This is a genomic window from Synechococcus sp. OH2, assembly GCF_047462155.1.
In the GTDB taxonomy this organism is placed as follows: domain Bacteria; phylum Cyanobacteriota; class Cyanobacteriia; order Thermostichales; family Thermostichaceae; genus Thermostichus.
Map to the genome: position 1 here is coordinate 1 of NZ_JANSIR010000058.1, position 11272 is coordinate 11272.

The 11272-nt window shown below is 59.3% G+C and carries 11 protein-coding genes, 1 tRNA gene and 1 pseudogene; 12 read left to right on the forward strand and 1 reads right to left on the reverse strand.

The window, feature by feature from the left end:
* Positions 1 to 111: 111 nt before the first annotated feature.
* The 7 genes from NW835_RS04655 to NW835_RS04685 all read left to right on the forward strand — a co-directional run bounded on the left by NW835_RS04655 (position 112) and on the right by NW835_RS04685 (position 6634).
* Positions 112 to 1572: a TldD/PmbA family protein gene (locus tag NW835_RS04655; protein WP_414414639.1), complete on the forward strand. Its 1461-nt coding sequence runs from the start codon at positions 112 to 114 to the stop codon at positions 1570 to 1572.
* A gap of 15 nt (positions 1573 to 1587) precedes the next feature.
* Complete coding sequence (locus tag NW835_RS04660) at positions 1588 to 2484, forward strand: Rpn family recombination-promoting nuclease/putative transposase (protein WP_414414640.1); 897 nt, start codon at positions 1588 to 1590, stop codon at positions 2482 to 2484.
* Positions 2485 to 2497: 13 nt separating this feature from the next.
* Positions 2498 to 3838: a TldD/PmbA family protein gene (locus NW835_RS04665; RefSeq protein WP_414414641.1), complete on the forward strand. Its 1341-nt coding sequence runs from the start codon at positions 2498 to 2500 to the stop codon at positions 3836 to 3838.
* A 4-nt stretch (positions 3839 to 3842) separates the two neighbouring features.
* Positions 3843 to 4640 carry an MBL fold metallo-hydrolase gene (locus tag NW835_RS04670; protein WP_414414642.1) on the forward strand — a complete coding sequence of 266 codons (798 nt, stop codon included), beginning with the start codon at positions 3843 to 3845 and terminating at the stop codon, positions 4638 to 4640.
* The gene (locus NW835_RS04675) at positions 4637 to 5065 is read left to right on the forward strand and encodes a DUF2358 domain-containing protein (protein WP_414376844.1); all 429 of its coding nucleotides are present in this window, start codon (positions 4637 to 4639) and stop codon (positions 5063 to 5065) included. The genes NW835_RS04670 and NW835_RS04675 overlap by 4 nt, the downstream gene beginning before the upstream one ends.
* A gap of 69 nt (positions 5066 to 5134) precedes the next feature.
* Positions 5135 to 5219 (forward strand) — tRNA-Ser (locus tag NW835_RS04680).
* A 551-nt stretch (positions 5220 to 5770) separates the two neighbouring features.
* Positions 5771 to 6634 carry a hypothetical protein gene (locus tag NW835_RS04685; protein WP_414370926.1) on the forward strand — a complete coding sequence of 288 codons (864 nt, stop codon included), beginning with the start codon at positions 5771 to 5773 and terminating at the stop codon, positions 6632 to 6634.
* Positions 6635 to 6850: 216 nt separating this feature from the next.
* Here NW835_RS04685 and NW835_RS04690 read toward each other — a convergent pair whose 3' ends face one another.
* Complete coding sequence (locus NW835_RS04690) at positions 6851 to 7657, reverse strand: RNA methyltransferase (protein WP_414414643.1); 807 nt, start codon at positions 7655 to 7657, stop codon at positions 6851 to 6853.
* A gap of 70 nt (positions 7658 to 7727) precedes the next feature.
* Between NW835_RS04690 and NW835_RS04695 the strand changes: the two genes are divergently transcribed.
* From NW835_RS04695 to NW835_RS04715, 5 genes and pseudogenes are all read left to right on the forward strand, one after another.
* On the forward strand, positions 7728 to 8288 hold the full coding sequence (locus NW835_RS04695; protein WP_414364456.1) for a hypothetical protein: 561 nt from the start codon (positions 7728 to 7730) through the stop codon (positions 8286 to 8288).
* A gap of 14 nt (positions 8289 to 8302) precedes the next feature.
* Positions 8303 to 9220, forward strand: a complete 918-nt coding sequence (lpxC, locus tag NW835_RS04700) for a UDP-3-O-acyl-N-acetylglucosamine deacetylase (protein WP_414414644.1) — start codon at positions 8303 to 8305, stop codon at positions 9218 to 9220.
* Between the two features lie 133 nt (positions 9221 to 9353).
* Positions 9354 to 9854, forward strand: coding sequence for a 3-hydroxyacyl-ACP dehydratase FabZ (gene fabZ / locus NW835_RS04705; RefSeq protein ID WP_414364460.1), 501 nt, complete (start codon positions 9354 to 9356; stop codon positions 9852 to 9854).
* Between the two features lie 272 nt (positions 9855 to 10126).
* Positions 10127 to 11038 carry an acyl-ACP--UDP-N-acetylglucosamine O-acyltransferase gene (gene lpxA, locus NW835_RS04710; RefSeq protein ID WP_414364462.1) on the forward strand — a complete coding sequence of 304 codons (912 nt, stop codon included), beginning with the start codon at positions 10127 to 10129 and terminating at the stop codon, positions 11036 to 11038.
* Positions 11035 to 11272 (forward strand): annotated as a pseudogene (locus NW835_RS04715) (lipid-A-disaccharide synthase); the annotation flags it as partial. The gene lpxA and the pseudogene NW835_RS04715, both read left to right, overlap by 4 nt.

Below are 11272 nucleotides of genomic sequence, written 5' to 3' on the forward strand. Positions count from 1 at the left end.
CTCCCCACCGTATAGACGGTGGGGAATTCCGCACCTTACGTTAAACTGAGGGAGCAAAAGATGGCGGCATCTAGCCTGCCCTTTCCCTCTTTTGAGTGCTCTCGGCCTACTATGCTGCTTTTATCCAAAGAACTGCCCAACCTCGACTACCGCCCCACCCTGCAGCACTTCGGCGAGGATTGGCGGGATCCCCTTGCAACTCTCTTGGGCTGGGGGCGGGCTGCCGGCGCCGATCTGGTGGAGATCTTCCTGGAGCGGGCTAACTCCATCAGTTGCCTGGCGGAAGACGACACCCTCACCAGCATCACCCCTCGACTTTCCACCGGCGCGGGGGTGCGGGTGTTTCGCGGCCTGGCCGACTGCTACGTCAGCACCAACGATCTCTCCTTTGCCGGCCTCAAAGCTGCCCTAGAAAAAGGCCTGCTCTTGATGGGCCTCACCCCCCCTGGCCCTGCTGCTTTGGTCTCCACCGTCAACCTAGGGCTGCTCCAGGACTACGCCGAGCGCCGCGGTAAAGACGGCTGGCTCAAGGAATGCAGCTCCCTTGCCGAGATGGGGGAGATCCTGCTGCGGGCCAACGCAGAGCTGAAGCGGCAAGCTCACCATGTTCAGTCCCGCCGCACCAACTACTTCCGTGACTGGCAGGAGATCCTGGTGGCCTGCAGCGACGGCACCTTTGTGCGCGACATCCGCCTTACCCAGTCGGTTAGTTCTACCCTGCTCTGTGCCGATGGGGATCATCGCGCTTCCGTTAGCCAACGCGCAGGGGGCACCCGGGATCCCGACTTTTTGCGCCGCTGGGATCTCGTAGCCCACAGCCAGGAGCTGGCAGAAGCCGCTGGCCAGATGCTCTATGCCGACTATGTGGAATCGGGCACCTACCCGATTGTAATGTCCAACGCCTTTGGCGGCGTCATCTTCCACGAGGCCTGTGGGCATCTCTTGGAAACGACCCAGATCGAGCGCAAAACCACTCCCTTTGCCGACAAAAAAGGCCAGAAAATTGCCCACAAAAACCTCACCGCCTGGGACGAGGGGCTTTCCGAGGGGGCCTTTGGCAGCCTGGACGTGGACGACGAGGGCATGCCCGTCCAGCGCACCCTGCTCATTGAAAAGGGCATTTTGAAAAACTTCCTGGCCGACCGGGCCGGCTCCATGCGCACCGGCCATCCCCGCACCGGCAGTGGTCGCCGGCAAAACTACACCTTTGCCCCTGCCAGCCGCATGCGCAACACCTACATCGCCCCTGGCGACGCCGAACTGGACGACCTGTTTGCCTCTATTGACAAAGGCATCTACTGCAAGCGCATGGGGGGCGGCAGTGTCGGCCCCACTGGCCAATTTAACTTTGCCGTGGAAGAAGCCTATCTCATCCAAAATGGCAAAATCACCAAGCCTCTCAAGGGAGCCACGCTGATTGGAGAAGCCAAGGATATCTTGACCAAGATCTCCATGTGCTCCAAGGATCTCCGCCTGGCGCCTGGCTTCTGCGGTTCTGTCAGCGGCAGCATCTACGTTACTGTGGGTCAGCCCCACATCAAGGTGGACTCTATCACCGTGGGCGGGCGCTAGTTTCAGGGATCCCCCATGGCCTACGACAACATCTGCAAGTACCTGGCGGAGCGCTTTCCGGAGCAGTTTGCCCGTTGGCTGATGGGAGAGGTAGCTCTGCCGGTACAGCTTCTGCCCACAGAACTGTCGGAGGAGCCCATGCGAGCCGATTCGGTCATTCTGCTAGGGCTACAGCAGGGCATTTTGCATCTGGAATTTCAAACAGATCCGGATCCTGAAATCCCCTTTCGCATGGCCGACTATCGGCTCCGCCTCTATCGGAAATATCCCCAGCTATCGGTGCGGCAGGTGGTCATTTATCTTCGCAAAACGCGCTCGCAGCGGGTCTTCCAAACCTCTTTTCGCCTAGAAAGGCTAAGCCATGAGTTTGAAGTCGTTCGCCTGTGGGAGTGTAATTTGCCAGCCAGGGTCGATTGGCCAGCGCTGCTGCCTTTTCGAGTCTTAGGCCAGGTGGAGGATCCTGGAGAAACCTTACGAGAAGTCGTTGCTGAGCTGGAGCGCTTGCCAGACTCCAGCGAGCAGCGGGAATTGGCAGCGGCAACAGCCGTTTTGGCAGGACTAGCATTGGATCGGGGCTTGATTCGGCAAATCATGAGGTCCTTGGATATGAGGGAATCGGTGATCTACCAGGAATGGCGGGCAGAAGCTCTGCGGGAGGGGTTGGAAGCAGGGCGCAAAGAAGGCTTGCAACTGGGCTTACAACAGGGCTTGCAACAGGGTTTGCAACAGGGTTTGCAACACGGGGAAGCAACACTGGTTTTGCGGCTTTTGCGGCGGAAGCTGGGATCCCTTGACCCGGCCTTGGAAAACCAGATTTGGGCCTTGCCGCCGTCGCAGCTGGAGGCGCTAGGGGAAGCTTTGTTGGATTTCCACAGCGTGGAGGACTTGACCGCCTGGCTGGCCCGTCGCTAGGGAAGGAGTAGGGATGTTGCAAGTTGAGGCCTTGGCCGAACAGGCGCAAAGCTGTGCCAAACGTTTGGGGATCCCCCAGTTTGATCTCTATGGAGCCGAGGTGGACGAGACCAGCGTGCAGGTTGAGCAGGGGGAGCCCCGTCAGGTAAAAGCCTCTCACCGCTGCAGTGTGACGGTGCGGGCCTGGAACGACCAGGGCCAGGTGGGGGTGACTTCCACCACTGCTGTGGACGAGGCAGGGCTGGAACTGGCTCTGCAGACGGCCTTGGAAGCCAGCCACTTCGGCGTGCGGGAACACGCACCCCAATTGAGTCCAGAAGCGAAGCTGCCCATTCTCCAGCCCTGTAACGACAAAAGGCCGCTGGCGCTGGCCAGTGAGCTTTTGGAGCAACTGCTGGCCGCCGAGAAGGCTTTACTGGGATCCCATCCCGCCATCCAGGGGGTACCCTACAACGGCCTGGCCCAGCGGCAGATCGACCGCTTTTACCTCAACAGCGACCAAGCCCTGCGGCAGGAGGGCCACACCCTGGCCTCGGTCTTTCTCTACGGCAAGGCAGAACAAGAGGGTCGCAAACCCCGCAGCGCCGGCGCTGTGCGGGTGGCCCGCAGTCTAGAGGAGTTGGATATCCAGGGCTGCGTCAAGGAAGCGGCCGAGAAACTCATCAGCCACCTGGAGTACGAGCGGATCCCTTCGGGGAAATACACAGTGGTTTTTTCCGGGGAAGCTTTTTTAAGCCTCTTGGGCGCTTTCTCCAATCTCTTCAACGCCCAAAACATCCTGGACAACCAAAGCCTGTCCACTCCCGACTCACTGGGCAAGCAGATTGCCTCGCCGCTGCTCTCGGTGTGTGATGACGCCTTGCACCCTACCAACGTGAGCGCAATTAGCTTCGACGGCGAAGGCACTCCCACCCGCCGCGTTTCCCTCATCACCAATGGAGTTCTGACCCACTTTTTGCACAGCGCCGGCACCGCCAAACGCCTGGGGGCCCAGCCCACGGGACATGCCAATATCGGCGCTAAGGTGACGGTGGCGGCCCACTACTACCACGTCTTTGCCGGGGCTCCGCCAGAGAGCACCTACGACCTGGCCACGGCTGAGAATGTGGTCTGGATTGACGAGCTGCAGGCTCTCCATGCCGGAGTCAAGCCTCTGCAGGGATCCTTTTCCCTGCCCTTTCAGGGCTGGTGGGTGCGCCAGGGAGAGCGCATCAGTATCGAGGCGGCAACGGTAGCGGGGGATTTTCTAGGACTCTTGCAGTCGATTTTCTACGTCGAGCCGGAGCCCCAAATCACCCCTGCTGGTCTGTGTCCCCGCATTTGGGTAGCCGATCTCTCCATCACCGGGCAGTAGCACCATGAAACTCACCCGCATCGACCTCAACAGTTGGCTAATCCATACCCAGACCCAGACTTTTCTGCTGGATCCGTGGCTGGTGGATCCCTTGGTGTTCTTTGGCCTGCCCTGGTTCATCCGCCTGGAGCACCGCCAGGTGCCGCCCTTCACACCGGAAACCCTGCCCAAACTCGACGCCATCCTCCTCAGCCAGGGCCAGCCGGATCACTGCCACCCCCCCACCCTGCAGCGGCTGAACCGGCAGATCCCGGTTTTCGCTTCTCCAACAGCCGCCCGCGTGGCACGGAGCCTTGGCTTTAAGAGGGTGCAGGCCCTAGATCCCTGGCAGTCAGTGCGGTGGGGAGACCTGCGCATCACAGCGGTTCCGGGAGCACCTCTAGGGCCGGTGCGGGAGCTGGGCTTTTTGCTGGAGGAGCTGCCGACCCAGACGCGGCTTTACTACGAGCCCCACCTCTCCCAACCGGATATCCGCCCGCGGCTGCAGCAGGAGTTTGCCCCCATCCATACCCTGCTGATCCCGGTGGTAGGCCAGATCTTTCCCCTCTTGGGCGAGGTGATCATGGGGCCGGAGCGGGCCCTGCAGGTGGTGGCCGCCCTGCGCCCACAGCAGGTGATTCCCACCGCTCTCGGAGAGGTAGATTACCACGGCTGGTTTGCCGCCCAGATCCGCCCTCTGGGGAACCTAGAGGAGTTCCGGGAAAAGCTGGGATCCCTGAACGCCGCCACTGGCCAATCCATCCGGCTGTGCTGTCCTGCCCCAGGGGAGACGGTATCCCTTCCCGCTGAGGTCAGAGCATGAGCCACCCTTCTCAGCCCAGCCTCGACCTGGTGGCCATCCTGCGGGCCGATTACGCCCGCTTTCCCCGGGATCAAACCTACTCCCTCTACGATCCCCAGGTCTATTTCCGGGATCCCCTCAACGAGTTTCGCGGCCTGGATCGCTACCGGGCCATGATTGCTAGCCTAGAGCGCTGGCTGCAGGATATCCATCTTGAGCTGCACGACATCCACCAGAGCGGCAACCACATCCGCAGCGAGTGGACGCTGAGGGGATCCCTGTCTTTTTTGCCCTGGCGTCCCCGCCTGTGCATCCCCGGCTGGACAGAGATGCGGCTTAACCCCGCAGGTCTCATCGAATCCCACATCGACCACTGGCGCTGCTCCCGCTGGGAGGTGATGCTGCAAATGTTTCGGCCTGGGGATGCCAAAGGATCCTCTGAGTGACCTCCATCCTCTGCTAAGATCACTAAGCCGAGTTTTTAGCTCTGCGGGAAAGTCATCGATTTTTGCGCTGGAGAGATGGCCGAGTGGTCGAAGGCGCAGCACTGGAAATGCTGTGTGGGGCAACTCACCGTGGGTTCGAATCCCACTCTCTCCGTCAAAGCCTAGTTTGCCAACATCCACCTAAATCCCTCAAAGCCTTAACTGGCAAGGTTTTTGGGCATTCTGATATCCACGGTAGTCCTGCAACATTCACTAGAATCCACGGCAAGACGGGACACAGCCGTGGATACGCCTAAGCCTAACCTAAATCCACGTCAGATTGTCTTCTCTTACGCGACAGCCAAAAGCAAGAAGAAGGTGGTGGTGAAGCCGGACGGCAGCCTGCAGATCTTCAGAGCCGTTCATTAACAGGGGATTCCTTGCGGCTAGGCTGTTACAGCCGTCAGGGAGAATTGACTGGAAAAGTGGCCTCTGGCATATTACGGGACAACGTGCCAGGTCAAGACAATGCACACGCCGAGCTGGAAGCCCCACCCCATCCTCAAATATGAGCGGAGGGACTGCTATCCCTATATAGTTCTCCCTACCCCTATCAGCCTGCAACTGAGAGGGCCAGAACTGCCCCCTCCCCCCAGAAAACCTGAGCCGCCTCAACTACCCCCTCGACCAGTTAAGCCGCAACTACCAGAGATCCCAACCCGTGTAATGGACAAGCTCCAGGCTGCCCTGTCAACTGGAGCTGGAGTTGCTACCCTAATTGCGCTGATTATTGCTGAAGCGCCATTCTTTCTAATCTTGGCAGGGATTGCAGGCGTGGCTACCTTAGCCAAATTCTTATACGAATCCTGGACTTATGAAGAGAGAATGGAAGAATATGAGAGAAAAATGCGAAGTTATCCTCAAGAACAAAAAAGATATGAGGAGAGACTTGTCCTTTGGAGAAGAGAGTGCGATCGCATAGAGTCAGATTACAAACAACAAGTCGAAGAATATAGTCGCGAATATCAAAACAAGGTAGCTCAAATCATAAGGAACTGGGAAAATGGTCTGATATTTCAACCCCTAGATTTATGCCAACCTTTCTTAGGTCAGGGTGCCCGCGCAGGTAGGTATGATGGCCGGCTGAGAGAAGCCTTGATAATAAAGATGGAAAACCTTCCAGTTAAGTTTCTACCTGAACAATCCTCCCTAAAGGTTCCAGGATTTGATTTTCCGTATACGCCCGACATAGCAATACAAGTATCTAGTAACAATAGAACTCTACTTATCGATGTTGAAGTTGACGAACCTTGGTACCAGAAGAATGGTCAGCGAGTACCACATCATGCACTAGATGACAATAGACATAGCCAGCGAGACGATTTCTTTGCAGAAAGCGGCTGGATAGTAGTTAGGTTTTCAGAAAGACAAGTAGCGATAGAAACAGAAAAATGTGCCAGCTTTGTCTGCTACCTTATTCAAGCTGTACTTACGCCAGGATTTAGGGATCCATCTCTGTCTCTGCCGAGTGACCATAGAAGGTGGGACTCTCTCAGCGCTCTTGATGAAGAGAGAGACTTCGTTGAGTGAGGATTCCGTTAAAAACGGGACATATCCACGGACACGAGACCTATCCTACAAGCCCGCAAACTGCTGTAGGACAAGGAAATCTCAGCCCCTATTCGATGGTCACTCTCTCCGTCAAATCAAGTTTGCCGCAGGGAGATCATCCAGACCTAGCTGGATCCCCTTGTCTCAGTTCCCAGGGGTTGGTTTTCAGAGGCAGCCGGCTAGAGGCTGCGGCAGCTAAGATCCACTCTCGGTGAGATGAGGATCCTCTTTCGGGGGTTCTCGATGAGAGGATTGTTGGCTCCACTGGAGTTGTCGCAGGATCCCGCGCAACAGGGCCACCTCAGCCACTGTCAGACCGGCGCGGTGAAACAGGGCCCGAAACTTGAGCATTTTGCGACGAGCGGTGTGGGGGTGCAGGTAGCCAATGTGCAGCAGCAGCGCCTCCAGGTGGCTGAAAAAACCCTCCAGCAGCTCGAAGGGAGCTGGCTTTGAGCTCCCAGAGCCAGCCACCGGCGGGCGAGGATTTTGGTAGAGGAGGGTGCGCAGTTCGTAGCAACAGATGCCCACTGCCTGGGCCAAGTTCAGGGAAGGGTAGGCCGGATCGGTGGGGATCTGGATCTGGCGATGGCAGAGGGCCAGCTCTTCGTTGCTCAAGCCGCAATCTTCGGGGCCAAACACCAGAGCGGCAGGGCCGGCAGCCAGCAGCTCCGCGAAAGCCTGGCGGGGAGACTGAATTTGCCATTCGGGGGGGTAGGGCTCGCGGCGGCCTGCTGTCCCGAATACCTGCACACATCCCTGGAGGGCCTCGGCTAAGGTTGGCACCTGCCGGGCTTGGTGGAGCAAGTCCGTCGCATGCACGGCCATGGTAACTGCTTCTGCATCCAGGGGATCGCATTGGGGATCCACCAACACCCACTGCCGCAGGCCCATGTTTTTCATCACGCGGGCAATGGCCCCGAGATTGCGCGGCCCTGCTGGCCGCACCAACACGAGGCGTACCTGCGCCAATCGCTCCTGAGCCCAGTTGGACAATGCCGGCATCCCTTGGGACAGAATCGCAGATAAGGATCCCCTAGAGTAGAGGAGTTAGATCTTGTCATAGATTGCGCCTATGGGATCCGCCTACCGCTGTTGGCTGAGCTGGATGTGTCTGGTGCTGTTGGGGTGCTGCTGGGGATCGCCGGCATTGGCTGCCCATTCTGCGTTGCTCTCCCCAGCAGCAGAGGCAGCTCAGGTGGCTCTGTCCTCTCCAGTTGACTCCCTGGTAGAGGCGCGACAGCGGCTGGAAGGGATTGCCGAGGCAATGCGCTCAATTCGCCTGTGCAACCGCCCCAATTGCCGCTACCGCGATATTTCCGTTGAGGTGCGGCCCATAGCAGGAGCCGAGCCGCCGGAGTACGAGGGTAGGATCGACGCCACCATCGACCGCCCCTCCGGCAGCTTGGACAAGGCTCGCTACCGGCTGCGATTTCGTGGGGGGCGTTGGCAGTTGCTGGGGGGCGAAGAGGTTTCCGATGTCTCCTCCTTTTTCTTCGAGGGAGACACCTACGAGGTGTTTAGCGCCTACGGCAGTCGCAAGGCCAAACTGGCAGACGCCAGCAGCAGCCTGCGCGTTGGCTATCGGGAGCTGTACTACCGTGTTTTTGACCAGGGCCAAGAGCGTTTGCGGTAGCGGTGCGGAGTACGATGAGAGACCAACAGCACACCTTGGCCAGCTCTATCTCCCTAGAAGGGGTCGGCCTGCACACTGGCCTACCGGTTCGCTGTAGCCTCCACCCGGCTCCTGCTGGCGGCGGTCGGGTCTTTGTGCGGGTGGATCAACCGGGATCCCCTGAGATCCCGGCCCGCTTGGGATCCCTGACTCCTGCTGCTCTCTGCACCCGCCTGCAGCAGGGATCCCCCCCTGTCCAAGTGCAGACAGTGGAACACCTGTTGGCTGCCCTTTACGTGCTGGGCATCGACAACTGCCGCATCGAGGTGGAGGGGCCGGAGCTGCCGATCCTGGATGGCTCCGCCCTGCCCTTTGTGGAGGCTATTGCCCAAGCTGGGATCCTGGCCCAGGAGCAGCCGGCCCTGCTGGGAGTGATCCAGGAGCCAGTCACGGTCTGGGCAGGGGAAGCCTTTGTCAGCGCCCTGCCCTACCCCGGCTCTCGCTTCACCTATGGCATCGACTTTGCCGATTGCCCCATTGGCCAACAGTGGCTGAGCTGGCAGGAAAACAGGGCGGATTTTGTCCAATCCATTGCTCCGGCCCGCACTTTTGCCCGCCAACAGGATGCGGAGCTGGCCCGCCAACAGGGGCTGATCCAAGGCGGCAGCCTGGAGAACGCCATTGTCTGTACTACCACCGAGTGGCTGAGGCCCTTGCGCTACCCAGATGAGCCGGTGCGCCATAAGCTGATAGATTTACTAGGAGATCTCAGCCTGTTGGGCTGCCGCTTGCAGGGGCACATTGTGGCCTACAGGGCAGGCCATGCCCTGCATCACCGTTTGGCCGAGCAGTTGCTCAGGAGTGGATCCCTGCGGGTGCAGGCGGACTCAGCTCAAGAACAAGAAAGGAATCCCAGGCGCCTCGGTGGGGTGGAACCTCTCCCTCTGTCTTGACGGGGCTCCTGGTTCCTGAGGTGGGCGAGAGGCTCCTCGCGGCCTGCCGGCATTCCTCCTTGCTGTCTTGGTTCTGCTTTGAGGCCCTCCCATCCAGGATTTAAGGTTTGTCTTCCAGCTCTGTGGGTTTGCCATGTCCTCTGACGTCTCTCCTCCTCCTCTCCTCTCGGCTGAAGCAGCCGCTCAGTTGGCAACAGCTCCCCCCGTTTTCACAACGGATCAAATCCTGGAGATCTTGCCCCATCGCCATCCTTTTCTGCTGGTGGATCGCGTGGTGGAGTATCAACCAGGGCAACGGGCGGTGGGACTGAAAAACGTCACCTTCAACGAGCCCTTTTTCCAGGGGCACTTCCCCAACCGACCGATCATGCCCGGCGTTCTGATCGTCGAGGCCATGGCGCAGTTGGGAGGGATCGTGTTGACCAAGTTGCCCGATGTGGCTGGGCGGCTGGCTCTCTTTGCTGGTATCGATGGCGTTCGCTTCCGCCGCCCCGTGCTGCCAGGGGATCAGTTGCTGCTCTCGGCCGATTTGCTCACCATCCGGCAAAAACGCATCGGCAAGATGTTTTGTCGGGCCCAGGTGGGGGGACACCTGGTGACCGAAGGGGAGCTGATGTTCTCCTTGGTGGATTGATGGGACAACAGCGGCCAGGAGGGGGCCTTTGGCGCTCCGCAACCACGGGGCAGGTGGAGGGTGGCCATCTGTTTTCCCCATCGAGGAGGAGCCCAGCGGCAGCAACTTGGCGCGGAAAGACCCTGCTAAAGTGTTGGGATAGGGGCATGTTAGGTGCTGCTTTCATCTCCCGGTCGGAGTTTTGCAGCAGAGCGGTGGAGGATTGTGTCCTCCCCGAGTAAGCCTTAATTGCAGGGTTGGGAGCGTAACCACATTTGCTGGCTAGGTTAGAAATGAGTTCGTTGGCTTCAGCGGGATCCACTCCCAACTCCTCTGTTCGGATTCATCCCACGGCGGTGATCCATCCGAAGGCTGAGTTGCACGAGACGGTGCAAGTTGGCCCCTATGCGGTTATCGGCGAGCATGTGCGCATTGGCGCCCGTACGGTGGTGGGGGCCCACGTGGTGATCGATGGCTGGACAGATATTGGCGAGGACAACCAGATTTTTCCGGGGGCGGTGCTGGGCACAGAGCCTCAGGATCTGAAGTACAGCGGCGCGCCCTCCCAGGTGGTGATCGGCAGGGGCAACCGCATCCGCGAGTTCGTCACCATCAACCGAGCCACCAACGAAGGGGAAGCGACGGTGGTCGGCGACCACAACCTGCTAATGGCCTACGTCCACGTCGCCCACAACTGCGTTATCGAAAATCAAGTGGTGATTACCAACGCGGTTGCCTTGGCCGGCCACATCCATATCGAGTCACAGGCGCGCATCGGCGGTATGGTCGGGATCCACCAGTTTACCCGAGTGGGTCGCTTGGCCATGGTGGGGGCCATGAGCCGGGTGGATCGCGACGTGCCGCCCTACATGTTGGTGGAGGGGCACCCAGCCCGCATTCGCGGCCTCAACTTGGTGGGGTTGCGGCGAGCCAAGGGAATGGAGGGATCCCTGCCAGCTTTGCGCCAGGCCTACCGGCTGCTCTACCGTTCCGGTTTGCCTCTGGAAAAAGCGCTGCAAACTCTGCGCAGCAGCATCCGCACCGAGGGTGGGTGTAGCATCTGCTCCTTGCAGGGGAAAGAGCTGGTAGACGAGACGGGATCCCTGCTCCATCTGCTGCAATTTTTGGAAGATTCCCTTTCCCAACCCCAACGGCGCGGTCCTCTGCCCGCCTTGCGCCGTGGCAGAGAAGAGGACGACCTGTGAGTCATCTGTTTATCTGCACCGGAGAAGTCTCCGGGGATCTGCAGGCTGGCCATCTCATTCGTGAGCTCCTGCGCCAGCGTCCGCATCTGCGCATCACGGCCGTTGGGGGAGAGGAAATGGCCGCTGCTGGAGCCCGGCTGCTGCACCGCACTACGGAGATTAGCTCCATCGGTATTCTCGAGGCCCTCCCCTTTGTCCTCCCTGCCCTGTGGACAGAGTGGAAGATCCGCCGCT

Bases quoted from the DNA above. Each gene is read 5' to 3' on its own strand.
- NW835_RS04655 (WP_414414639.1), top strand. From the start codon at position 112: ATGCTGCTTTTATCCAAAGAACTGCCCAACCTCGACTACCGCCCCACC.
- NW835_RS04660 (WP_414414640.1), top strand. From the start codon at position 1,588: ATGGCCTACGACAACATCTGCAAGTACCTGGCGGAGCGCTTTCCGGAG.
- NW835_RS04665 (WP_414414641.1), top strand. From the start codon at position 2,498: ATGTTGCAAGTTGAGGCCTTGGCCGAACAGGCGCAAAGCTGTGCCAAA.
- NW835_RS04670 (WP_414414642.1), top strand. From the start codon at position 3,843: ATGAAACTCACCCGCATCGACCTCAACAGTTGGCTAATCCATACCCAG.
- NW835_RS04675 (WP_414376844.1), top strand. From the start codon at position 4,637: ATGAGCCACCCTTCTCAGCCCAGCCTCGACCTGGTGGCCATCCTGCGG.
- NW835_RS04685 (WP_414370926.1), top strand. From the start codon at position 5,771: ATGGACAAGCTCCAGGCTGCCCTGTCAACTGGAGCTGGAGTTGCTACC.
- NW835_RS04690 (WP_414414643.1), bottom strand. From the start codon at position 7,657: ATGCCGGCATTGTCCAACTGGGCTCAGGAGCGATTGGCGCAGGTACGC.
- NW835_RS04695 (WP_414364456.1), top strand. From the start codon at position 7,728: ATGGGATCCGCCTACCGCTGTTGGCTGAGCTGGATGTGTCTGGTGCTG.
- lpxC (WP_414414644.1), top strand. From the start codon at position 8,303: ATGAGAGACCAACAGCACACCTTGGCCAGCTCTATCTCCCTAGAAGGG.
- fabZ (WP_414364460.1), top strand. From the start codon at position 9,354: ATGTCCTCTGACGTCTCTCCTCCTCCTCTCCTCTCGGCTGAAGCAGCC.
- lpxA (WP_414364462.1), top strand. From the start codon at position 10,127: ATGAGTTCGTTGGCTTCAGCGGGATCCACTCCCAACTCCTCTGTTCGG.